The following is a 24,268-nucleotide window of genomic DNA, read 5'->3' on the forward strand; positions in this document are numbered from 1 at the left end:
AAACCTCAGCTTATGAAGAGCAGTTCTCTGTACTTGGGCATGGGCCACATCTGGTCATCAACTATCATCTCAAGCGCGTCGAGATGTTTCCTGATTGCCTCGATGCTAGGTACGATCTTGTCGTGGAACTCCACGGCCTTCTCGCGCTCATTCTCAATTCCATGTAATTTCACACAGAGACTGTCCATCTCGGAGGCCAGGTCCATTGCCGCTGACACGCACTCAGAGATCTCTTTTATCTGCTTGCGCTCGTGAGAAGACAATTGCTCGAATTCCGTCTTTGAGAACAGCTCCTTGAGCTTGAACACGTTGTCCAACAGCAGGGACTGATACTCGATCGCAACTGGGATCAGATGGTTGAGTGCCATGTCACTTATGGTCTTCGCCTCTATCTCGACCTTCTTGCAGTAGATCTCCCAAAGAACCTCTTTCCTTGCATCAAGCTCGACCTCCGTCAAGACCTTCGTATCCTTGTAGATCTTGATTGTCTTCTTAGATGTGAATGCATCGTAGATCACTGGAACGGAGTTCTCACAGTCGAGTTTGCGACGTTTTGCCTCGATCCTCCACTCTTCGGAGTATCCGTTTCCATCGAAGCATACATCCTTGCATGCCCTGTATGTCTCACGGACCTCGTCAAGGACGGCCTGCATTACAGGTGTTCCGGATGCGATCCTCTTATCGACCGCTATCTTGAACTGCTTAAGCTGGTATGCAACGATCGTGTTGAGTACTGCCAGCGGTGCACCGCAGTTGGCCGAGGAACCCACGGCCCTGAACTCGAATCTGTTGCCTGTGAACGCGAACGGCGAGGTTCTGTTCCTATCGGTGTTGTCCACCAATAATTCAGGAACCTGCGGGATTCCGAGGCTGTAGCCTTTCTTCTCACTGATCTTGACCATGTCCTTGGTGTGGAGCAGCTCCTCAAAGACCTGGCTAACCTGTACTCCTAAGAAGGAGGATATGATCGCCGGGGGTGCCTCGTTGGCCCCTAATCTGTGGGCATTGGAGGCTGTCATGATGGATGCTTTCAGCAACGAATCGTTGTCATAGACGGCCTTGAGCACATTGGCCATGAACGTGAGGAATCTGAGGTTCTCTTCGTCCGTCTTTCCAGGGGACATGAGGCCGATGCCGTCTTCTGTTCCAAGGGACCAGTTACAGTGCTTTCCGGATCCGTTTACCCCTCCGAATGGTTTCTCGTGGAGAAGTACCTTGAATCCGTGACGCTCTGCGACCTGCTTCATGATGGACATGAGGAGAAGGTTATGATCGACCGCGAGGTTGACCTCCTCGTAGACTGGTGCGATCTCGAACTGGTTGGGTGCGACCTCGTTGTGCCTGGTCTTGACAGGTATCCCGAGTTTGTATGCCTCGTACTCCAGATCCTTCATGAACTCTAAAGCCCTGGAAGGGATCAAAGCGAAATAGTGGTCCTCGAGCTGCTGATTCTTCGCACTGTTATGTCCCTGAAGCGTACGCTCGGTAAGGATCAGGTCAGGGCGTTGTGCGTAAAGCGCAGAATCGATCAGGAAGTACTCCTGTTCCCATCCGAGATAGGAATTGACCCTGGCGTTCTCCATTCCGAAGTACTTGAGTACATCGGCGGTCGCCTTGGATACAGCAGAAACGGATTTCAAGAGCGGTGTCTTGTAATCCAGTGCCTCTCCTGTGTATGATATGAAAACTGTGGGGATGCAAAGACAGTCGCCCATTATGAATGCTGGAGACGAGGGGTCCCAAGCTGTGTATCCTCTGGCCTCGAAGGTATTCCTTAGACCTCCGCTGGGGAACGAGGATGCATCTGGCTCCTGCTGGCAGAGAAGTTTCCCGCTGAAACTCTCTATTGATTCTCCCTGTCCGTGTGGTTCCGCAAAGGAGTCGTGCTTCTCTGCAGTTCCGCCTGTCAGTGGCTGGAACCAGTGCGTGTAGTGTGTTGCTCCCATGTCCATGGCCCAGCGCTTCATGCCTGCGGCAACATGTTCAGCAACAGATTTGTCCAATGTCGCTCCCTGTTCGATTGACTCGTACACGATCCTCCTCGTTTCGGAGGATAGGTATTTTCTCATTGTCGCTCTGTTGAAAACATTGCATCCGTAGTAGTCAGATGTTGCAGGTGCTGGAGGCTCAACGACGACCGGCGCCTTTTTGAACGCTTCTTCGACGGCTTTGAATCTGCTGTTTGCCATGATGGGGTGTGATACGTATGCAAATATAAATCTTTCTAAAATTTGTCGTTAAATGATTCAAAAAAATGTATCATATTAGACGTTTGTCTACTAAAAACTAAAATTGTAACTATTTTAATATAATTTTGTACAAAAATGAATAAAAAGGCATGATTTCAAATTTTAAAAAGACCGATTTTTCGATATCAATATATACGAAAACTTTCCCCCTAGGGGAGACTACAATAGAATATAGTCACAAACGAGATGCGCTCTCATGAAGTACCGTATTGGTGAATTCTCAAAGATGGCAAAGATGTCTGTCAAGACTCTGAGATACTATGACGAGATCGGATTGCTCAAACCCAGCAAGGTGGATGGATGGAATGGATACAGATATTACTCCACAGAACAACTGGGTACCATACAGACCATATTCTTGTACAGGGATGCGGGCCTATCCATCGATGAAACAAAGCAGATGCTGCTCGGACATGATATCAAAGGACTCTTGGAATCAAGAAGGGACGAACTTACCACAGAAAGGGAAAGGATCAGCACGGAACTCTCAAATTTGGAGAGAATAATAATGAACGAGAAAAAGAACGAACACAATGCCATAGTAAAGGACATCCCAGGATGTGTGGTCTATTGCGGAAAAGGAAAGATTGCCAATTTCCAAGAGATGACAAAATTCATATTGGGGACCGCAGAGGAATGTCTCGAAGCCAATCCAGGACTGGAATGCGATCCTTCTAATTACTGTTTCGTGACATACTTGGACAAAGAGTTCAAGGATCGGGAGATCTCGATTGAATATTCTCAAGCCGTAAAAAGAACCGGTATTGAGACAAAGAACATAACTTTCAGAAAACTTGAACCTGTGACCGCGATATGCGTGATGCATAAAGGAAGTTACAACAAACTAGGCAACGCCTATTCTTGCGCTCTGGAATTCATAGAAGAAAATGAATACCAGGTGTGTGAAAATCCGAGAGAATGCTATATCGCAGGATGCTGGAATAGAGACAATGAATCAGATTATCTTACCGAGATACAGATACCGATAAAAAAGATGGACTGATCCCTTCGAACGCTCAGGTGTATATAAACCAATTATCTTCACAATTTATTACTTGGATAAACTAAATAATACAAAGACACACTTCACCTTATTAGTGAGAATATGGCATTCCTGTTCAAATCTGGAGATGAATTGTTTGACGAGGGAGTAGACCTCGTAAAACGTAAAGAGTACAATAAAGCCAGATCAAACTTTGAAAAGTGCGTTCAAAAAGGCACTACAAATTCCAACCTTGCAACTACGTACATATCGATCATATCGATGATCAGCGATCCGAATAATCCGAATGTGTACACGGCGTTGGCCAAAAATCTGAGATCTAGCAACACGCCCACTTTCGAATTCGGACTGACACAGGTTGAATCCGAGAAACTGGCGGATGAGTGTGACCTTGTCGCTGAACGCATTGTCCTTATGGCAAAAAATGGCAATGCGGATGTCAGGGAACAGAAAGGTAAAGATCTCATCCAGCTCGGTCAAAAGTATCAGATGAAGCTTGGAAAGGACACACTAAAAACCAATGAGCTGATAAACGGTGACACCGCCACATCAGGTATCAAAGAATCTCTGAGCATCCAAGCACTCGGATATGAGACGCTCGCATCTGCATCTGTTCTAACTGATCCTAAAAAAGCCGCTGAATATCTGCAGAACGCTTACAACTACCGTAAACAGGCCGGAGATGACGGATCCCATGATATGGAACTCATTCAGTCCTACTCTAGGTCCGCAAAATGCTGGATCTGTGGAAGGACCACAACCGGTGAAGGCATACACTTCGTAACCATGTCCAGCGAGATCACCCCCTTCATGAAATCCGCACAGGATGACCTACTCAAATCAGCACCTGCTGATTTTGAATCGGTATACGTCTGCAGACCATGTTACTCGGCGATCTCTAGAAGATCGGATGCGATCGCCAATAAATACTATCAGGACGCGATAAAAGACCTCCGCGAAACAGAGATGAGACTTCGTTTGGAGATCGCAGAGGTTCGCGCATCCGTTGCCATGGTAAGGATGAGGTAAGGTGAAAGATTTTGGATGAAATGATCGCTCTAAGGTGCAAACATTGCGGCGCACCACTCGATAAAAAGGATCTGGAATCCGATTCACCTTTCGTGACGTGCCAATCGTGCGGTACGACACAGCAGAGAATGGATGCGAAAGCCTATCTCGACCAGATGATGGGGCAGATCCAGACATGGATCAGCAAATCCATCCCAGGCGGATTCTCCATGGCTCAGTCGGAGAACGTGGACTCTGTTGCAAGATACAACATATTCGTCACGAACATAAAACCGAAGATAGAGACGGAGTACAGCGAATACAGGTTCGCAATAAACACCCTCCTGTCCAACCCGCTCATAGTATTACCGTTCACCACCGATGCCTCAATCAAAGCCTGTCACGAATCCAATCAGGCATTCGAGTTCAACGCAAAGGCGAAGAGCATTGAGGCATTGGCTGTTGACAACAATAGCATGTCCTTGGTAAAAGGTGCAGAGAATATCGCGACCGCTTACGCACTGCTCATAAACAACACCAAATTGTTACATGAGGATAAACCCGGAAGGTATATTCTGCTCAGCAATAATTTCACTGAAGCAGCAAAATCGTTCGCATCGATCAAAGGATATGAATTGGCAGCTCAACGTTTCGAAGCACTAGCGATCGTTTGTAACGGATGCGAGAAACTACTGAACGGCGATGTAATGAGTGCGATGCCGATGTTTGAAAGCGGGCAGACAAAATTGAGTGGCATCAAAGATAAGGTCCTTTCGGATATGAACCTCGGCATAATGTACCAGGCTGTGGATATGGAGATCTCCCAAACAAAGATACTGGCAGATATTGCTGGCTTTGTAACTAACGGGGTCTCTGATGACCCACTTGTTGTGCTCAACGTCATCAGAAAAGTATTCGGATTCAAATTCACAAAAAGCGGGGACTGGGGATATCTTCTTGGAAACAAGGACAGATATAACGAGATATTCAGCTATATCTCGGCCATAATGAAGGCTAAGAACGGTGGGTCATTACCTATCGTTTCTGGTTCAGGACAGGTCCTGGTCCCATTCTGGGATGTGGATCTGAGATATAGTTTCCAGACCGGTGCGATGTGGAAGAAGAAGAGTGTGGAGGTCGTAGAAGATATCCTGCTGCCTGCGGATTTCGTCATCGATGATGCTTGTCTCAGCGACCCTGCATCAGCGTTGACTGATATTTTCGCACTACGTCCGGAAAAAAGCATACTCTCGGGCATAAAAGGAACGGAGACCAGCATCAGCGGCGGAGAAGGGATATCAAAGATCTCACTATTCGCTGAGAACACGCCGGGCGGCAGAAAGGTGGTCGTTCCTTTAAGCACAAAGAGAGAGGCAGAAAAGTTGGTCTCGGACTACCTGAAACAACGTACGAGCAGCGATTCTCAACTGAAATTGAGTAAACCCTACGTCAAGGGATTGATATACATACCCTGTGAAGTTGATAGCAATTTGAAAGTACCAGCCGGATTCGGATCTCTGGTCCCGAAAAGGATCAAGAGAACCAACGTTTCCGATCTGATAATCGTGTAAGGAGAAGAATAAAATGACAGAACTGAACAACAGAACGCTTTCAGCGGTCTCGCTTGGAGTGTTCATAATCGCACTTGCGATCGGATTCCTTGCCTACATGGCATTGGATAAGGGTGTGCTCGTGATCCTATGGGTCACAGCGCTGATATTCGGAGTGGCCCTATGCCTCATGTCAAGTCTATTCAGCGATAAGACCACCGGCGCTGGACCTTCCGACAAGATGTACAGACTTGCAGTTGGTGCATTCGTTGCCTTGGTCGGCCTGGTAGGCTTGATCTATACTGCAACGACTGTTGACTGGATATACGTACTCGTGATATTCCTTATCGGCATCGCGCTGATTGGAATCACTGTAGCATTAATAAATAACAAAAAGGAGGCATCACTTTGACAATCGATCAAACGATCGACAAAAAAATGAACGATAACAGATCGCTCATAGAGAGGATATCCCTTTACATCCCCGGATATAAGGGTTACAGACAAAAGAATCTCAGAAGGGACGAGGATAGAGCCGTAAGGGGAGAGGTCGCACGTGAACTGGAAGCAGTAAAGAACGACCTTGTTACCGTACAGAGGGCTACCGTCGGAAACCTAGAACTGATGAGAGAGACAGAAAGGATCAGATCCAAAGCTGACAAGTACTATATAGATGTGAAAAAAGCAGTTGCTGGATACAGCGCATTCCACGACTCGGTGAAAATAATGGAAAAAGAGCTCGACGGCCTTATCCAATGGGATGCAAAACTCATGGATGATGTTCAATCTCTGAAAACACAGACGAAGGCCATAGTCGACGCCATTGATAACGGTAACACCGCACTTAAAGGCCAGCTCAGAGACTTAGAAAGGACCATCGACCAACTCTCTGAAGACTACCTCGGAAGAGAGAGCATAATGAAAGGATTCAAGGAGTGAACTGAATGGCAGAAAAAAAGACCAACGTAGTATTCTGGGAAAACCAGGGACCTGATGATATAATCTACAGGTCAGAGAACGATGACCTCAGAACTATCACCTCTGTGACAGTTCCAGAACACGCAGTAGCCCTTTTCATAAGGGATGGAAAACTCGAAGGCGTGCTCGAACCTGGCAGACATGTGATCACCTCGGCAAATATCCCCTGGCTGACCAAACTGTACAACATGGCGCTGGGTTACAAAGAAACCCCATTCAAGGTTTGGGTAGTCTACATATCATTGAAGATCTTCAATGGAAAATGGGGCATCAGAAGCATGATGAAGGCCGCCAATGAATATCAGGTCCCAATCACGCTTATGGCCAACGGTGACTACCAATTCCGCATAAACGACGTATCTGTGTTCTACACACAGGTGTTAGGCGGAATGACCCAGTACACAACAGGCAGCATCAACTCATTCATGAAGAGCTTCATCAATGAACAGATCATCCAACAGTTGACCTCGATGTTCTACATGGACATCATGAACAACATCGAGAAAGCATCGACGAGCACGAAAATACTCATCGAACAATACTTCACTCAGAGAGGAATAGAACTTCTGGCACTGAAGATCAACGAAGTTGCTACCACTGAAGAAGAAAAACAGAAAGTATTCGAATATCTCCAATTCAGTAGCTCTAAAGGAGAATCGTTCAAGAAATACGAGGTCATGGATAGGATGGCCGATGCGATCGGAACATCCCAAGGAGGCGCAGCAATGGGTACTGGAATGCTATTGTTCCCACAGATGTATCAACAGCTTCAGCAACAACCGGTTCAAGGTGTACAGTCACAGCAACAGTCCCAGGCACAAAAAGTCATGTGTCCTGCTTGCGGATCCCTCAACGACTATCCGTACAAATTCTGCAACAACTGCGGACAAGCATCACCCATGATGAATCGCACTCAGCCGAGCCCTGCTACTACAGTTGCTGCTCCGGCACCAGCACAAAATGGTGCACCGGCGAATGACTCTCCAAAGGCATTCAAGATCTGTCCATACTGCGGACATGATCTTAGCGGATTGCCTAAGGTACCTAAATTCTGTCCGTATTGTTCTGAACAACTAAATTGAGCTTTATGGCCGGCTCACGCCGGCCAATTTCATTTTTTTGGCAAACACCGACTACATATCGTATTTATGATGTCAGCACGCATTCATTTTATACTCACATGACAATAGAAAAAGGATTACTATGACCGATGTGGAATATGGAGATAAGTATGCTGTATTCATCACCGATACAGGAATAAAATTCTTGACAAACGAAGTAAGTCTCCAAATTATGGAACTCTTAACACGTTCTGGAATGACCGTCACCGAGATCTCTGAATTGTTAGGACAGCAAAAAACATCCATACAATCAAACATGAAAAAACTTGAAAGATGGGATTTCATTTCATCTTACATTGATGAGAACGACAAAAGAAAGACCGTATATGTACCATCATCAGTAAAAATACTCTGCCCGGTAATACCATCGCTGGACATTGACTCCGTCGAAAAAGATATCATTGACACGATAAACAAAGAAAATGAACAGTACAGGGGCATAATACTGTTGATGATCATTGAAGCCATGAAACTTGGAATAGATCTGAGCCCGTTGATGCTGAGGGGCGGATCACTTTTAGCAAAATATGCTGGAAAGGACTTTAAGAACATGGATACGGGAACACTTCTTCGTACAATGGAGAAATATTTTGCAGAGGCCAAATTCCCAACAACAGAGTTGTCGTTTAAAAATGGAGACCTGCACGCAAAGATACACATGGACCGTAATCTAAAAAAATCGTTGATGATGACTCATACGATGATCCTCGGGTATATGATGGAGGCAATAAGCCTCAATACTGGCGTTAGATACTGTCTAGGATATGTCAAAGAGGACTCAGATGGTATAACACATGCAATGATAACGCCGTATATCGGCAAAATATCAAATGGAACTATAATTGATGATATGATCAAAGAGGATACCTACAGCGGATGGCCTCTATCCATATACTATGTGAATGGAAAATCAGTGCTTTTTGGAAATGAAGTACAGGTCAATATACTTCGGACATTAGATAAATCACAAATGTCCCTAAAAGGATTATCGAACAGCCTCAATATCCCGCCAGTAACTGTTCATACCAACATGAATAAACTCGTAGAATCAGGCGTCATCAAATCGGATGCTGCTAGATCATCCAAGTATGTACGTTATGGTCTATCCGGAGAACCGGCAATAATTGCTACAGAAAAAGAACCTCGTCTCAGGATAGAGATGGATGCATTATTCAAAAAATACGCAAATAGCCCATCCCAATACTACAAAGCGTTATTCAGATATGTCAACCACTCTTTTCGCCTTGTCGGATTCGACATAAGCAATATAATCAGACACATAGGCATGAACATCTCCGATTCAACGATAGAAGATGACCCGAATATCTCTGCCATGGAATTCCTGAACACCATGTGTGAAAAGAACATGGGCCTCGGATTCAAACCATCTATAGTGACGTATGTACCACTTACTATCATACTGGAGCGTGATGGCCAAACTCTGAGTGAATTTAGATTCATAAAACCCTTCTATGAAGGCCTGTTTAAATTCGGACTCCTAAAACTTACGGGTGATGACTACAATATAAGATTCCCCTTCGTTGGTAAAAAATGAAACCATTTCAGTCTTTGATTTTTACCCACACGCCATTCCCTACCGTAGCGTTATGATTTTTATGTATTTCGTAATATAAATACGAATAACGTATTTTTTTAATACATTTCAACGAAATACATGATTATTCATGTGAAAAACAAACATTATATATACTCGGAATGTGATATATATTTACAGGAGGCAAGTGACGATCGGCAAAATTAATATGTCAAGACACTGCGGCGAGAACAATTCCAAGTTAGGTATGTACTCTAAAGTGAAAGATAGGTCGGTTGGCACTTTACACTGAAAAGGCAGGCCTTCAGAATTGTTCGCAAGACTCGACTGATGACCGCGACAACCCGATCCTTTGATCGGGACCTTTACCCTACAAGGGGGGTCTTTTGAGGTTCATTCAAAGTAGATTGTTTTTCCTCCCACGACATCAACCTTCAAAAGAGTTTTAATCTTCTGATCGAGTTCCTTTTCTAAAACGGCCTTGTTCTTTGTTTTCTCAAAAACTATCACGACGTCCACGATCTCTGCACCGATAACATTTTTGAAAGCTGTGATGATCGCATGCATCGTACCACCTGTACTGAGGACATCATCTACAATGACTACTCTGTCGCCTTTCTTTATACCGTTTATGTACATTTCACATTTAGAATAACCTGTACATTGGGCGACACTAACCTCACCGGGAAGCCCATACTTCCTTTTTCTTACAATATTCATCGGAACGCCTGTCTTACTTGATATTAGCGTACCTATCGGTATTCCCATTGCCTCTGGTGCAATGATATAATCACAATCAAAATCACCAATGGAGATCATGGCATCGGTGACCTCATCGAGAAGCTCTGGTTCTATGCAGGGTATGCCGTCGGTCAACGGGTGTACAAAATATTGATATCCTTTCATTCCGACAACAGGACATACCTCAAGACTTTCCTTAAGCTTCTCCAACATACGATCACTCTTTGATTAATAGATCTGTGAACTCAAATTTTTCACTATCAAAAAGACCTTTATCGCTCATCTTCAACGATGGAACTACCAGAAGACATTGAAAACCTAATGTCATAAATGGCTCCCTCAATGTACATCCACATGATCTGGCCGAAAATATCACTTTCTCTTCCATGAACGAGGCACATTCTGGCGTTTCAGTGCTCATCAGACCTGCAACAGGTGCAGCGTGATAATATTCCTTGACCCCATCGGTGAAATAATGCCCACCAGATTCAGAGACCGAATTGATAGCGGACGCAAGTAATTCGTATGAAGAAGCTACCGCCACCAGATTGTGGGAATCATGGGATATGGATGAGGCAAGTGCACCGTTCTTGAACCCGAATCCGCTTACAAATCCTACCACAGGCTTAGCCTCCTTGTATCTGTTGATGACCGCCATCAACAAAACATCCTTGTTTGGATCCGGCATGACCACCCAATTATCGGTCTTGAGTTCAACGATCCTTTCCTTGCTAGCTATCTTTTTATCCTCTACCTGGATCGCTCTCACCTTAACAGATGCGACCTTGCATGGGATGTAAAGGTCCTTTGCCGACAGATCACATTTCCTTATGTGCGTACCACACGTCATAGGCTGGACCTCGAACAACGCATTACCTGTATCGGCGACCAATTCTCCATCGATATACACTCTTTTGACAGTAAAACACAAAAGATCCGATACGAAGACCATATCCGCGGGACCGCCGACACGTATGGACCCTTCATCGAGATTGTAATGCCTCGCTGGCCATAATGTAGCGGCCTTCACTGCATTCATCGGGTCCACACCATAATAGACCGCCATCCTCAAAAGTCTGTCCATATATCCTTTGTTCAAACACTGCCCCACATGCATATCATCAGAGCACAGGAAGAACTCGCGATCCTTGACCGCAGGTATCAGATCCTTCATGTTAGAACATGCGGAACCTTCCCTTACCTGTATCTTCATTCCTTTGTCGGCCTTTTCTCTAGCCTCAGCTTCGGTAACACACTCGTGATCTGTGGTTATCCCTGCCGCGATATATTTGTCCAGAGCTTCTCCTGAAAGCCCCGGAGCATGTCCGTCAATGGGTTTTTCTACCTTTTTGGCGGCATCTATCTTGCACATGACTTCATAGTCATCGGCCAACACACCGGGGTAGTTCATCATCTCGGCCAATCCGAAGATCTCTTTTCTGTGAAGAAGACTCTCGACCTCTTTGGACCCTAATCTTGCACCTGAGGTCTCAAAGGCTGTGGCAGGTACACATGAAGGAACCATGAACCTGAATTTCATGGGTGCTCCTTTGGCATCCTGTATCATGAACTCCACTCCTTTTTTGCCCATTACGTTCGCTATCTCGTGCGGATCGGCGATAACGGTACAAACCCCTCTTGGGATCGCGGCCTCGGCAAAACGTGAAGGTACCAACAACGAGGATTCTATATGAACGTGTGAATCAATCAGGCCTGGAAGAATATAATCAGAGTATTGCTCTGAGGTCTCTTCTATCGATATTACCTTTCCACTTTTCACAGTTATTCTAGCAGGGTAGATCCTATCCTTCAAGACGTCCACTAAATTACCCTCGAGTACCTTCGGACCGTTCATATATCGTCGCATCTGCAATCAAGGATATCTTTATTTTGTATAATCGGAGGTTAAAGTTTATACCTCCAATCCCTTTCAAGTCGGCATGAAGGACCTTAAGGACTACGTTACGACCATACCCGATTTCCCAAAAGAAGGCATAATGTTCAGGGACATAACCACTCTGATACAGGACCCCAAGGGTTTCCATTTGGCCGTGGACGGTCTCTGCAAAATGCTCAAGGATGTCGATTTCGATGTTGTATTGGGTTCAGAATCGAGAGGTTTCGTCTTCGGAGCCCCAGTCGCATATGCGATGAACAAAGGATTCATCCTTGTACGTAAGAAGGGCAAACTTCCGCGTAAGGTCATATGCGAAGAATATGACCTGGAATACGGGACCGCCACTCTTGAGATGCACATCGACAGTTTCCCAAAAGGAGCCAAGGTCGTCATCATCGATGACCTGATAGCAACTGGCGGTACCACCAAAGCTATCATCGATATGGTAGAGAAACTTGGCGGACAAATAGTGAAGATCGCTTTCGTCATAGAATTGGAAGGCCTAAACGGAAAAGACAAACTGAAGGGCTACAACGTGGAATCGCTCATCACTTACGAAGGAAGATGATAAACCCCAACAACAAAAACCCCTTACTTTTACTTATCACGATGTGGAATAGGAGGGCCTGCCGGGATTCGAACCCGGGTTTTCGGCTCCGAAGGCCAAAAGGATATCCACTACCCCACAAGCCCGCGTCACTCATCAACACTTGAGCAGTATTAATTTGTTGAGTAAGCCGATATTTTCTTGAACAGGTATGCCAGCATGTGATCGCGCATGCGTGGCCTCTAGTGTACGGTGACAAAAACCAATATACTCGAAAACGAATGCCGAGATCATGCCAAAGATCGTGATGAATCATGGGGCCGGCGGAGAGGTAATGCAGGAATTCCTGACAAAACATATCATATCCCATTTTCCAAAAATGAAGGCGGATGTCCCTCTGGACTCCATGGATGATTCAGCGATCGTCGATGATATCGTGTTTACAATAGACGGCCACACTGTGAAGCCACTGTTCTTCCCTGGAGGGGATATCGGAAAGATATCCGTCTCCGGAACTGTCAATGATATCTCGGTGATGGGAGCAACACCTCTCGGACTGGGTTGTTCAGTCATTATGGAAGAGGGCCTCGATTTCGACGTTGTGGACAGGGTCATGGAAAGTGTAGGTAAGACCTGCGAGTACTGCGGTGTGCCGGTTGTCACCGGTGATACAAAGGTCATGGAGTCCGGTGCTATCGATCAGATGGTGATGACCACTTCCGCTATCGGGAAAAGATCCCCTTACTTGGATAAAAACCTACAGATAGCCGCAGAATACAGATCAGTGGACAACAGATGGTGCACAGACAACAGCGTAAGGCCTGGAGATGCCATCATAGTCTCTGGGTATGTCGGTGATCATGGTGTTGCATTGCTTTCATTCCGTGAGGGATATGGATTCGAAAGTAAGATAAAAAGCGATGTCGCACCACTGAATAAAATGATCGCTGAAGCACTCAAGGTCGGAGGGATAGTCGCCATGAAAGACCCCACGAGGGGAGGTCTGGCCAACACACTCAACGAGTGGACCTCCAAATCCAAGGTCGGAATGGAGATCAACCAAACAGACATACCCCTCAGGGAAGGCGTAGTGAACGCCTGCGACCTCCTTGGGATCGATCCGTTGAGCATTGGAAATGAAGGAAAAGCTGTGATAGCCTGTGTGCCAGATATGGCAGAACAGATCGTCAAGGCTCTCAGACGCACCCCCGAAGGAAAGGACGCCACACTCATCGGATATGCTACGAACGGACCTGTTAGAGTAATACTCAAAACAGAGATCGGCGGTAGAAGGATACTCGAAGCCCCTTCCGGTGATCCTGTACCGAGGATATGCTGACACTTGTCACGCATACTCACTCGATACGCGATAGAACTGGACATGCCAACTTTACCTCCGGCACGCTTGATCGGATGAATATTGAAATATATCTGAATCATACGCACCCAACAGGGCACTATTATGGTAATATTTCTTCCATTTCCTGGATACAGGCCTAACCTGAAAGCCAAAGAATCGATCGGAGACCGCGTCTCACCTCCTTATGATGTGATCGGCCCCGAATACCTGAAAGAACTTCAGAGCCACAAGAACAACGTGACCAACCTCACTCTCAATCCGGATGCAGACAAGAGATACCACTCTGCAAGAAAGGAACTGGAAAGGATGATCTCGGATGGCAGCCTGAAACAGGACGCGAACTCCTTTTACTTCTATCAACAGACATTCGACGATGCAGGCATCCGTAAAACAAGGACTGGTATCGTTGGAATACTTAAAACAGAAGAATACTCGAAAGGCAACATCATACCTCATGAAGAGACCTTCTCGAAAATAAAAGAGGATCGTCTCAACCTATTGAGGGATATGGGATCTCATTTGGAGTCCATATTTGGTATATTCGAAGGTTTCACACCAGAATTGAACAAAAAAATAGACAATTCGGCGCAACTCATCTATAGATTCGTAGATCCACAGAACGTTGAACACAGATACCTTAGGATCGCAGACACAGAGATCTGCAAAGAGATATCCGAACAGATGAAAGGACAGAAGATGCTCATCGCTGACGGTCACCATAGATATGAGACCGCCCTTAACTATGCGAAAGAGAATCCGGACGACGAAAAGAAACAATATGTTCTCACTACAATGATCGCCGCCGATGACAAAGGATTGGTCATCTGGCCTACACACAGACTCGTGGATGCCGGAGATATCTCCGAAAAGAATGCGATCACGAAAATATCAAAAGAAATGACCCTCAAAGAAGTGAAAGTTGAGGAAATGGAATCCGAACTTAAGGACTGGATGATGGGTTTGATGTTCAGATCTGGAAAATGTTTCCTTGCAAAATACGATAAAAAAGATGATCCGATGTGGAAATTGGACACATACGTCGCACAGGAACTCATATTGAAAGATGTGTACAAATACGATGAGGATAAAGCAAAAGTGTCCTTCGACGCAGAATACACCTCAGTCAAAAAGAAGATGGATAACAAAGAACACGATCTTGCAATAATCCTGAACGATCCCAAACTCCAAACCATCTGGGACCTTTCCATGATCGGAAAGAGGATGCCGAAGAAAACGACATTCTTCTTCCCCAAGATCTGGTCAGGATTTGTTTTCTATAAAATGGATTGATCTCAAAGGGTCCGAAAGGACCCTACCTTTTACAAAATATCAAAGATTCCTTTTAATGGCCGTCCCGCTCCCTTGAGACACTGGCTCAAGTTGCTCACGCACCACGAATACCGGTCCGTGTCCGCCTATCGCCATACACGGCCTCCCAGAATCCCTGGACATCTCATGCATGATGTCCATCACAAGCCCCCTCATCCTCTTGGCCTTTGGCGGATCTATATCAACCGTTGTCATCAGATAGGGTGCTATTGAATTGAATCTTCTAAGATCCTCTGAAAAATGCTTTATGTCCAGTAAAAGATCACCAGTGAATATCAGATTCAACTTCTTGCAAATAAATATGCATTCACCGTACATGTGTCCACCTTCTCCCTCCAACACATCGAAGTCATAAGGGCCGACTGAAAAACTTCCGATGTTCAAGAACCCGATATGCTCTTTAGGCGTACCGGTATCTATGATCCTCACCTGGGACATGTTCGGAGGACGATAACTGGTTATGATCCTACTGAGCCTGCTGTATCCACGGCAGAACTCCTTCTCCTCGCGATAATCGTCCTCACCAGATATCTGGCGAGCAAGACTGTCGGCACTCTTCTGATTCATCCATATCTCTGCCTCATCTTCTAAATAATGCAACAGCCCGCAATGATCTATGTCAGCATGAGTTATGTATATTCTCTTTGACAACGAATCCCAATCAGGTACCGCCTGACGGATCTTCGACATTATCTCCTCATGATAGACGGCATATCCAGAGTCTACAACTGTGACCGAATCCCCAGATCTCATGATACAGATATTGCTACCGCAAACCGGCTCCAAAACTATCATGCCGAGATCTGCAGCGACATCTATATCGGTCATTTTACAACCGAATTCATTCCCATGATGCTCTTTTATGAATTTACTGAATTCCCGTATGGAACTGAAGACCTTGTACGGATTCTCTCCATGCTTCTGAAGATATTGAAGGACCCTATTGGCCTCCGAAAGGAACTCCATGGATTCTTCCTTTGTAAGACCCAGATATTCCCTTATCTCTTCTGAGAACTGCGTATAGAAGATCGAATTGTCAAAGCTGTTCTCCGAGCTGTTGCGCCCGGTTATCACGGCACCGTAACGCTCGCCCATTGCTCTGACCGCATTGTCTATGTCGTTCCTGTCATCGAAGAGGACCCCCATAGAAAACTCTTGTTTCTTACCATCGGACCTCACCGAGTTGATGTACGATATGCTTAGATCGAACCTTTCCAATATATCGAGCAGATTGACCAACTCCCCGGGACGGTCCTCCATATATAGACTGACTGTCACCACGGAGCTTTCGGGTATCTCGCCCGCCATGTAACCCATTGTCTGAAGGTCCTCTGACATCTTCACAAGGTCTGTTTCCGAGGCCTCCACATCCAAAAAGACCGTCCGCATGTCCACTGCCTTGTTGTAACTCAGCCTGGTTATGTTGCCTCTGTGAGATGCTATCACCTTGGCTGCCCTCCTGAGAGTTCCTGGCCTATCAGGAGCTGCGAGTATGAAGGTCTCTTTTGCCATTGAAATGTAAAATCCTTCGATCTGTATAAAAGATGATCTTCGACAATCAGCGAATATACGTAAAAATGTCAGTATTGATGCACTTTTTCGATACTCTGTCAAACACGAAAAAACACAGCCGTATCAAAAAAAACAACAAAAGCTGAAAAGTATGGAGCCGCTGATGGGAATCGAACCCACGACCTACGCCTTACCAAGGCGTCGCTATACCCCTTAGCCACAGCGGCGTTAGACCATGCTAATCTGCCTATTGTGTATAAATGTTTCTAAAAAAAATATGACAATGGGAACATTCTTCTAATAAACTTTATTTCGACGTCTTACCTAACCGTCCTTCATGAAGAAGGAAATGAGCTCATTTGATGTCCGTTCAATCGTGTCGGAACTTTCGATACTGGAGAACGCCCATATGGATAAGATCTTCCAATGGGGTTCAGGTAACGTACTTTTTCGCATAAATGCCCAAGGGCCTGGTAAAAAAGATCTCTTCTTCAAGGACAGAAAATGGTTATATCTTGCACCTGAAAAACCAGAGACGCCTATCACTCCCACATCTTTCGCGACGTTCCTTAGGAAATACATTGACAACGCCAGAGTCGGAAAGACCGTACAGGCCGGTTTCGACAGGGTGGTAATTATGGAAGTGTTCAAGGCCGACGCAGAATACAAATTGATATTCGAGATGTTCGGAGGAGGAAATGTACTCCTGGTCCTGGATGGGAAGATCGTGAACTGTCTCATACACAAGACGTACAGGGACCGTTCCACCCGCCCAGGGGAAGACTATGTGGTGCCGAAAGAGAGATTCAATCCTCTAACAGCATCCTTGGAGGAATTCAAGAAGGAATTCATAGCTTCAGAATCAGATACGGTCAGGACATTGGCGACCGTGATAAATCTTGGCGGGCAATATGCAGAAGAGGTCTGCAAACGCTCAGGAATAGCGAAGAATACTCCTCAATCACAACTGACCGATGTAGACCTGGACAAACTCTACGAAGCACTGCATAAGGTCATAGAGCATGTGGTCGACGATAATCAGCCTACAGTATTCCTGAAAGATGGAAAAATGATAGATCTAGCACCGGTATACTTATCCATATATGACGGAGAGGACTCGATCAAATTCGACACGATATCCCTGGCTGTCTCAGCGTATCTCAAAGAGGTCGGAGAAAAAGAAGAAGAGGATTATGTAGACCCAGAGATGGAAAAACTGGAAAAGAGGATAGGCAAACAACAAGAGACCGTTGACGAATATCGGATGGAATGCGAAGATCTGAAAAAGCACGCGGACGTACTCTATACTGAATATCAAAAGGTCACAGGACTACTTTCCGTACTGAATGAACAATCCCAAAAACTTACATGGGATAAACTTAAGGAAGGAGCCATGAAGATCCCTTATGTGAAAAACATAGACCCTTCAAAGAACACAGTTACCGCTGTGATTGGCGATCTGGATGTTACTTTGGACTATACCCAGACCCTTGATGCCAATGCCTCTAATATCTACACAAAGAGCAAGGATATTGGAGAAAAATCAAAAAGGGCCGAAGATGCACTAAAAGAAAGCAGATCCGAATTGGACAAAAAACTTAAAGGCATCAATAAAGCAAAAGCGATAGCCGCATCCAGAGCACAACCCACCAAGCAATTCTGGTTCGAAAGATACAAATGGTTCATAACCACAGCTGGAAAACTTGTTCTCGCGGGAAGGGATACCCACACCAACGATAACGTTGTCAAAAAGCATCTCAAGGAAGGGGATGTCTTCGCACATGCCGACGTCCACGGAGCACCTTCGGTGATATTGAAGGAAGGTAAGACAGCGACACCTGAGGAACTCAGAGAAACGTGTACATATGCATTGGCACAATCAAAATCGTGGATAGCTGTCCTGTCAGAAGGAACTGCATTCTGGGTGTATCCAGATCAGGTCAGCAAGACCCCGAATCCTGGAGAATTCGTTCCCCGCGGAGCCTTCATAGTGCGCGGCAAAAGAAATTACGAACACCACCTGGACATTGAACTTGGTATTGGAGAAATAGAATACGAAGGCAGCAGAAAGATCATGTGCGGACCCGTAAGCACCATTGAAAAATGCACAAAATACATGATCATTCGTCCTGGACGCGAAAAAAGCGGAAGGATGGCCGGAGATATAGCAAAAGAGTTCCAAGTACCAGAAGAAGAGATATCTCGCATACTACCGCCTGGAGATGTGGAGATAATAAAGAAAGTCTGGCCTCAGGAAGGGTCCCCTGAAGTCTGACCAGCTACGTGTTCGCACAAGTGCCAACTAAATGGAATGGCGCCCGTGTTGGGATTCGAACCCAAGTCAAGAGATCCGCAATCTCACAGGATATCCAAGCTACCCCACACGGGCTGATTATGCGGAGATATTTTCAATTAAAAAGTTTTAGACTTCCGGATGGGACAGGTAACGGCTAATGTATCCTGCGATCCTGTTCCTCATTTTTACTGAGGAAACGTCTGTGAGTGTATCGACCATCGCCTTGTTGCTCTCGAAGTCCTTGCTGAAGGCCTGCGGGTATTTGTTAACAAGCTCAATGGCTACTCTCTTGATGTAGGTGGGTCTTATTCTTCCCATATCGTTCACCGAGTAAACCGACTAATTGGTAATCCCTATTTAAGGTTTATTAGACTTCATCGGCCTACCACACGATAATTTACCCTCGGGACACGGACCTCTTACACATGGAGCGCCCGCATCCTTGAATATCGTCGGTGACACCTCCTTGCATAAGGCCATCATGAGCTCGGCCATTTCCCTGATCTCCCATTGGGCACGATTGCAACATCTAAGGGAAAAGAAATGCAAAAGTTCCCTCGCATTCATGGTGATGGTAATGTTGGTTGTACAACCATTGGGAAGAACGTACCTTGCATCCTCTGCCGGGATCTTTTTCTGAAGCTCATTGTAAGCTTTCCAGATCTGATCCATGGTCTTCTCGTATATCGCAAGCGAGGCAGGATCGGCTTTTACTGTCTCTGGTATAACATATGTGGGCTCTTCCAAAGAAACATATCTCTGGCTCTGTTGAGAGAATGAAGCGATCCTATGTCTTACGAGTTGATGTGTGAGTGCACGGGATACATCTTCCACTGAAAATGTGAACGATGCATGTTCTATGACAGAATAATGTCCCATACCGACTATCTTGGACAGGGTCCTTTCCGGATCCTGCAGACCCAAAAGATCTGCTGATGACTTTTCGGAATAACATGACTTACCTGCTGCAGCGCAGATAGAATCAGCATTCTGAGTGTATGCCAATAACTTCACTATCATATGTTCCCCTTCTTACCCAACTCATCATTCCAAACCGCATCCTTTATTTTTTCCAACCTTTCAGGATCCAACAGATCTGCAAGTCTTATCTTATGGATATCCAAATCAGGTAATAAAACAGATAAGCCCTCGACATGTGCGTCTCCGACCACCACTACAATGGATCCGTACTTGGAATGCTCTTCCATTATCTTTCTGGCCATATACTCGTTACGTTCGTCTATGAGTTTCCTCACGAACGTGGGATATTTCTTCCTCATGGCCTCAATGTATGTCTTCTCATCTGCAGAGAATTCCTTTTGGACCTTGTCCACCTTCTTACTGCCAAAAATGCCGTCGGTCCGAATGGACCATGAGTATCTGACCTTCTCTGTGAAGGACATCTCCTTCTCCATATCGGCCATGACTCTTTCTGCATCCATGTCTATGCATACAACCTGCGCCCCGACGATCTTTGCCATCTGGATGGCGGCCAAGAGTTCGCCTCCTGCTTGAGTGTCATTCTCGGCGGACATCTTCTCTTGATATTTTGCCGACTTTTGATACGATTTTGGAAGTTTGGAAAGGTCTTCCTGTCTGGCCGCATTATTTTCTGATGTGAGCGCCCTGTATCTCCTTTCGTCCAATTCAACAAACACTGCGTCTGGCCAGATATTTTTGATGATGAATGATACGGATTCGGAAATGCGGAAAACGTGCCCTGTACCAATTATCACTATCATATTTCACCTGAAGCCATACCGAAATAAATACCAATTACTCAAACTTATTGACTGGACAACTCTCGATCCATTGTCCCTCATATATGACGGAGCCTTCGACGGAATAATGTATCCCATGTCCTTCCATATGATCGTTGAAGAACCATCCCACATATGTATCGCCGTTAGGCCATGAAAGCATTCCTTTGCCATTCATCTTGCCATCTTCGAAATCCCCTTCATACACCGTACCGTCGATCCAAACTATGCGGCCATTTCCGGATCTGATGTCGTCCTTGAATTCTCCATCATATCTTTTGCCGTCAGCCCATACGAACGATCCGTGGCCTGTACGGGACCCCATGACGTACTCTCCCTCGTATCTGTCCCCATTCGACCAAATGAAGAGACCTGTTCCATTCTCTATGGGGACCCCATTCTTCAAATGATATTCCCCAATGTATGTGCCATTATCGTAAGTTATCTTAGTAACTTGCAAATTATCCCATCCCGTAAACCCCATAATAATATTTGGTTAAAATCATACGCATATGTTGGAGATATCATTTGAAGAATAATACAAACGATAAACGTATATTGAAAATTACTCCAACTGCATATATAATAATTACCAGACTGTTGAATATTGATAATATTCACAATAAATTTTGTCTCATATTGGAAAGTCTCTCCAAAGCAGAATTCAACGTGGATTCGTTCTTTGCAAAATGTAAACGGACAAGATGATTAACATCTTCGTGGAAAAAACTTGACCCGGGTACAGCACCTATACCGACCTTTTTAGCCAAATCCTCACAAAATTTCTGATCTGAATCATATCCATACTCTGATATGTCCATCATCACATAGTACGCACCTTGCGGGTCTGTGTGTTTTATTCCGGCCTCATTCAAACCCTTCAAGAATAATCTGCGCTTATTATCGTATACTCCTTGAAGATGCTTATAATAATCATCCCCAAACCTCAAAGCAGTTACTAATGCTTCTTGAAGAGGTGCAGCAGCACCCACAGTTAAGAAATCATGAACCTTCTTTGCTGTATCTGTTATTTCTGGAGGCGCAATGATGTATCCTACACGCCATCCGGTGACAGAATACGTCTTTGATAAAGAAGAACATGAAATCGTGCGATCCCACATTCCTGGAAGAGTTGCAAAATATGTGTGTTTGTGTGGTGAATAGACTATGTGTTCATAAACCTCGTCCGTTATAACGTACGTATCGTACTCCTCGGCCAATTTAGCTATGAAAAGCAGTTCATCTTTTGTAAATACCTTTCCACATGGATTTGAAGGATTACAGAGTACCAATGCTTTAGGTCTTTTTGCAAAGGCCGCTTCCAATTCCTCTTTTGAAAAACGAAAGTCCGGGGGATTCAAAGAAACATATATTGGTTCCGCGCCAGATAACAATGTATCTGCGCCATAGTTCTCATAGAATGGTGAGAACACTATAACCTTGTCACCCGGATTGATTACCGTTGTCATGGCGACCATCATAGCTTCCGTGCTTCCACAAGTAACAACGATATCTTTGTTTGGATCTATTGACCTTCCCATGAAATGCTTTTGTTTTTCGGCCAATGCCTCACGGAAATTTTGAGCTCCCCATGTCACAGAATATTGATGAGGGCCCTCGTATGCAACTTCTGCCAATCGTTCCATGAGTTCTTTGGGTGGATCAAAATCTGGAAATCCTTGTGATAAATTTATAGCTCCGTATTCATTCGATATACGGGTCATGCGCCTTATTACTGAATCTGTAAATCCTAAAGTCCTGTCTGATAGTCCACGCATTATATCACTTCAAATACTGTACGTCAAATTTCTTTCATCTATTATGCGCTTAGCTTTATGAGTGGAACGTTCAATCGAACCTTCTGGTGCCACGATGACCTTCGAAGGCTTAACACCAATACGCGCCTTGAGAGCCCTAAGTACACGATCAGAGACCTGTTCGTCCGTTTCAGTTACATTGGTGAACTCCTTCTCAACCGTAACCTCGTAATGACATGTGAGATCTTTTTCATACACACGTATCATATATTCTCCCGTTATCCCTTTCAAACCACGTACTACGGCCTCGATGTCACTGGGGAAAACATTGACCGCAGAAACAATGAACATGTCATCCTTTCTACCTATTACGTGAATACGTCCGTGAGTCCTTCCACATTTGCATTTTGTTCTATCTATGTAACCGATATCACCTGTACGAAACCGTATCATTGGACGCGCGTGCTTACGCAATGTTGTATAAACAAATTCTCCAACTTCCCCAGATTTCAAAAGTTCACCTGTTTTCACATCGACAGTCTCAACATATATGTGATCCTCGGCAATGTGAAGTCCATCTTTCTCATCGCACATGGCTGCACACGCACCGAATATATCCGATAACCCATAAAAATCGTAAACACTCGCTCCCCACAATTCCTCTATGGACTTACGTGTGCTCTCTATCGACCCTCCCATTTCCCCCGCCACGAATATCCTGCGTATGGAAAGGTCCTTTACTGGGTCTACGCCATTTTTCTTACAGGTTTCTCCAAGATACCAAGCATAGGATGGGCTTGTCCATATGCACGTGGGTTGGTATGTTTTAAGAATGTATATCAATCTTTCAGAAGGCAAGGTACCGCCCCATATGCACAAGGCACCAAGGTTTTGCGCCCCGATTACATCTGGGCCTCCAACATAGAGGGAAAAATTCAGAGCATGAACGTAACGGTCATGCTTCCTCATTCCTGCCTGATAGAACCATCTACTCTCAACATCCTGCCATTCATCAAAATCCTTCTTTGTAAATGGACTCATCGTGGGGACCCCTGTGGACCCTGATGAAGTTGATATGAATACTACATCATCCTCGGGCACGGCACACAACTCCCCTAAGAAAGAACCTACGCCCTGTGTATCTCTTTGGGTCTTCTTATCAATAAATGGGAATTTCGCAAGATCGCCCAATGTTTTTATGTCATCTGGTCTTACTCCTGCCTCATCAAAAGACCTCTTGTAATAAGATGAATTCTCATATGCAAATTTCAACTCTTCCCTAAGACTTTTTAATTGATAGGCCTCCAATTCTTCATGAGGCATTGTTTCAATCTTCTCATTCCAGTATCTTCCGTCGGCCATCATATCGCCTCGAAGGATTTCATACTTTTCATATATGATTAGTATGATTACATTCTATATAACAAACGTTGCTAATAATATTCATATAATAATAACAAAAAAATAAATTTCACAAATTATCATTATGACTAAAACAATCTAAAAAAGAATCAAAATAATGTACTGGAATAATGCATATTTTAAGATGGTTTAAAATCAACATTTAGAATTACAAAAAAATAATAGTTAATCTTATTGAAATAT

At 44.8% G+C, this 24,268-nt stretch carries 21 protein-coding genes and 3 tRNA genes; 11 read left to right on the forward strand and 13 right to left on the reverse strand.

What is annotated here, in order from left to right:
• Window positions 1–5 precede the first annotated feature (5 nt).
• Window positions 6–2,189: a glutamine synthetase III gene (locus KRP56_07630; GenBank protein UAL07662.1), complete on the reverse strand. Its 2,184-nt coding sequence runs from the start codon at window positions 2,187–2,189 to the stop codon at window positions 6–8.
• Window positions 2,190–2,445: 256 nt separating this feature from the next.
• On the opposite strand from KRP56_07630, the gene KRP56_07635 reads away from it, so the two are divergent.
• The 7 genes from KRP56_07635 to KRP56_07665 all read left to right on the forward strand — a co-directional run bounded on the left by KRP56_07635 (window position 2,446) and on the right by KRP56_07665 (window position 9,464).
• The gene (locus KRP56_07635; protein UAL07663.1) at window positions 2,446–3,252 is read left to right on the forward strand and encodes a MerR family transcriptional regulator; all 807 of its coding nucleotides are present in this window, start codon (window positions 2,446–2,448) and stop codon (window positions 3,250–3,252) included.
• 102 nt (window positions 3,253–3,354) lie between these two features.
• Window positions 3,355–4,281 carry a hypothetical protein gene (locus KRP56_07640; protein UAL07664.1) on the forward strand — a complete coding sequence of 309 codons (927 nt, stop codon included), beginning with the start codon at window positions 3,355–3,357 and terminating at the stop codon, window positions 4,279–4,281.
• Between the two features lie 11 nt (window positions 4,282–4,292).
• Window positions 4,293–5,831 (forward strand): hypothetical protein, encoded by a 1,539-nt coding sequence (locus KRP56_07645; protein ID UAL07665.1) that lies wholly within the window; start codon window positions 4,293–4,295, stop codon window positions 5,829–5,831.
• 13 nt (window positions 5,832–5,844) lie between these two features.
• On the forward strand, window positions 5,845–6,222 hold the full coding sequence (locus KRP56_07650) for a hypothetical protein (GenBank protein ID UAL07666.1): 378 nt from the start codon (window positions 5,845–5,847) through the stop codon (window positions 6,220–6,222).
• Window positions 6,223–6,248: 26 nt separating this feature from the next.
• Window positions 6,249–6,749 (forward strand): hypothetical protein, encoded by a 501-nt coding sequence (locus KRP56_07655; protein ID UAL08509.1) that lies wholly within the window; start codon window positions 6,249–6,251, stop codon window positions 6,747–6,749.
• 5 nt (window positions 6,750–6,754) lie between these two features.
• Window positions 6,755–7,870 carry an SPFH domain-containing protein gene (locus KRP56_07660; GenBank protein UAL07667.1) on the forward strand — a complete coding sequence of 372 codons (1,116 nt, stop codon included), beginning with the start codon at window positions 6,755–6,757 and terminating at the stop codon, window positions 7,868–7,870.
• Between the two features lie 121 nt (window positions 7,871–7,991).
• Window positions 7,992–9,464 carry a winged helix-turn-helix domain-containing protein gene (locus KRP56_07665; protein ID UAL07668.1) on the forward strand — a complete coding sequence of 491 codons (1,473 nt, stop codon included), beginning with the start codon at window positions 7,992–7,994 and terminating at the stop codon, window positions 9,462–9,464.
• 393 nt (window positions 9,465–9,857) lie between these two features.
• Here the strand turns inward: KRP56_07665 and KRP56_07670 are convergent, their stop codons facing one another.
• Window positions 9,858–10,418, reverse strand: coding sequence for a purine phosphoribosyltransferase family protein (locus KRP56_07670; protein ID UAL07669.1), 561 nt, complete (start codon window positions 10,416–10,418; stop codon window positions 9,858–9,860).
• Between the two features lie 4 nt (window positions 10,419–10,422).
• Window positions 10,423–12,060, reverse strand: coding sequence for an adenine deaminase (gene ade / locus KRP56_07675; GenBank protein ID UAL07670.1), 1,638 nt, complete (start codon window positions 12,058–12,060; stop codon window positions 10,423–10,425).
• 85 nt (window positions 12,061–12,145) lie between these two features.
• Here ade and KRP56_07680 point away from each other — a divergent pair, with 85 nt between their 5' ends.
• Complete coding sequence (locus KRP56_07680) at window positions 12,146–12,670, forward strand: adenine phosphoribosyltransferase (protein UAL07671.1); 525 nt, start codon at window positions 12,146–12,148, stop codon at window positions 12,668–12,670.
• 53 nt (window positions 12,671–12,723) lie between these two features.
• On the opposite strand, the gene KRP56_07685 is transcribed toward KRP56_07680, so the two are convergent.
• A tRNA-Arg gene (locus tag KRP56_07685) sits at window positions 12,724–12,795 on the reverse strand.
• Window positions 12,796–12,941: 146 nt separating this feature from the next.
• On the opposite strand from KRP56_07685, the gene hypE reads away from it, so the two are divergent.
• The gene (gene hypE / locus KRP56_07690; protein ID UAL07672.1) at window positions 12,942–13,988 is read left to right on the forward strand and encodes a hydrogenase expression/formation protein HypE; all 1,047 of its coding nucleotides are present in this window, start codon (window positions 12,942–12,944) and stop codon (window positions 13,986–13,988) included.
• A 123-nt stretch (window positions 13,989–14,111) separates the two neighbouring features.
• Window positions 14,112–15,299 carry a DUF1015 domain-containing protein gene (locus tag KRP56_07695; protein ID UAL07673.1) on the forward strand — a complete coding sequence of 396 codons (1,188 nt, stop codon included), beginning with the start codon at window positions 14,112–14,114 and terminating at the stop codon, window positions 15,297–15,299.
• 39 nt (window positions 15,300–15,338) lie between these two features.
• Here KRP56_07695 and KRP56_07700 read toward each other — a convergent pair whose 3' ends face one another.
• Entirely contained in the window at window positions 15,339–16,850 is a 1,512-nt protein-coding gene (locus KRP56_07700) for an MBL fold metallo-hydrolase (GenBank protein UAL07674.1), read from the reverse strand.
• Window positions 16,851–17,002: 152 nt separating this feature from the next.
• Window positions 17,003–17,077 (reverse strand) — tRNA-Thr (locus tag KRP56_07705).
• A 110-nt stretch (window positions 17,078–17,187) separates the two neighbouring features.
• Here KRP56_07705 and KRP56_07710 point away from each other — a divergent pair.
• A complete protein-coding gene (locus KRP56_07710; protein UAL07675.1) occupies window positions 17,188–19,125 on the forward strand; it encodes an NFACT family protein in 1,938 nt (645 codons plus the stop codon).
• A gap of 37 nt (window positions 19,126–19,162) precedes the next feature.
• On the opposite strand, the gene KRP56_07715 is transcribed toward KRP56_07710, so the two are convergent.
• The 7 genes from KRP56_07715 to KRP56_07745 form a co-directional block, all read right to left on the reverse strand.
• Window positions 19,163–19,239: transfer RNA gene (locus KRP56_07715), tRNA-Arg, on the reverse strand.
• Between the two features lie 33 nt (window positions 19,240–19,272).
• On the reverse strand, window positions 19,273–19,473 hold the full coding sequence (locus KRP56_07720) for a 30S ribosomal protein S17e (protein ID UAL07676.1): 201 nt from the start codon (window positions 19,471–19,473) through the stop codon (window positions 19,273–19,275).
• 30 nt (window positions 19,474–19,503) lie between these two features.
• Window positions 19,504–20,166: an FAD-dependent thymidylate synthase gene (thyX, locus tag KRP56_07725; GenBank protein ID UAL07677.1), complete on the reverse strand. Its 663-nt coding sequence runs from the start codon at window positions 20,164–20,166 to the stop codon at window positions 19,504–19,506.
• Window positions 20,163–20,888, reverse strand: coding sequence for a TraB/GumN family protein (locus KRP56_07730; GenBank protein UAL07678.1), 726 nt, complete (start codon window positions 20,886–20,888; stop codon window positions 20,163–20,165). The genes thyX and KRP56_07730 overlap by 4 nt, the downstream gene beginning before the upstream one ends.
• 34 nt (window positions 20,889–20,922) lie before the next feature.
• A complete protein-coding gene (locus tag KRP56_07735) occupies window positions 20,923–21,366 on the reverse strand; it encodes a hypothetical protein (GenBank protein ID UAL07679.1) in 444 nt (147 codons plus the stop codon).
• Window positions 21,367–21,523: 157 nt separating this feature from the next.
• Window positions 21,524–22,684 carry an aminotransferase class I/II-fold pyridoxal phosphate-dependent enzyme gene (locus tag KRP56_07740; GenBank protein ID UAL07680.1) on the reverse strand — a complete coding sequence of 387 codons (1,161 nt, stop codon included), beginning with the start codon at window positions 22,682–22,684 and terminating at the stop codon, window positions 21,524–21,526.
• Window positions 22,685–22,693: 9 nt separating this feature from the next.
• Entirely contained in the window at window positions 22,694–24,028 is a 1,335-nt protein-coding gene (locus tag KRP56_07745; protein ID UAL07681.1) for a phenylacetate--CoA ligase, read from the reverse strand.
• Window positions 24,029–24,268 lie beyond the last annotated feature (240 nt).

It is taken from the genome of Candidatus Methanogranum gryphiswaldense (genome assembly GCA_019262145.1).
Classification (GTDB): domain Archaea; phylum Thermoplasmatota; class Thermoplasmata; order Methanomassiliicoccales; family Methanomethylophilaceae; genus Methanogranum; species Methanogranum gryphiswaldense.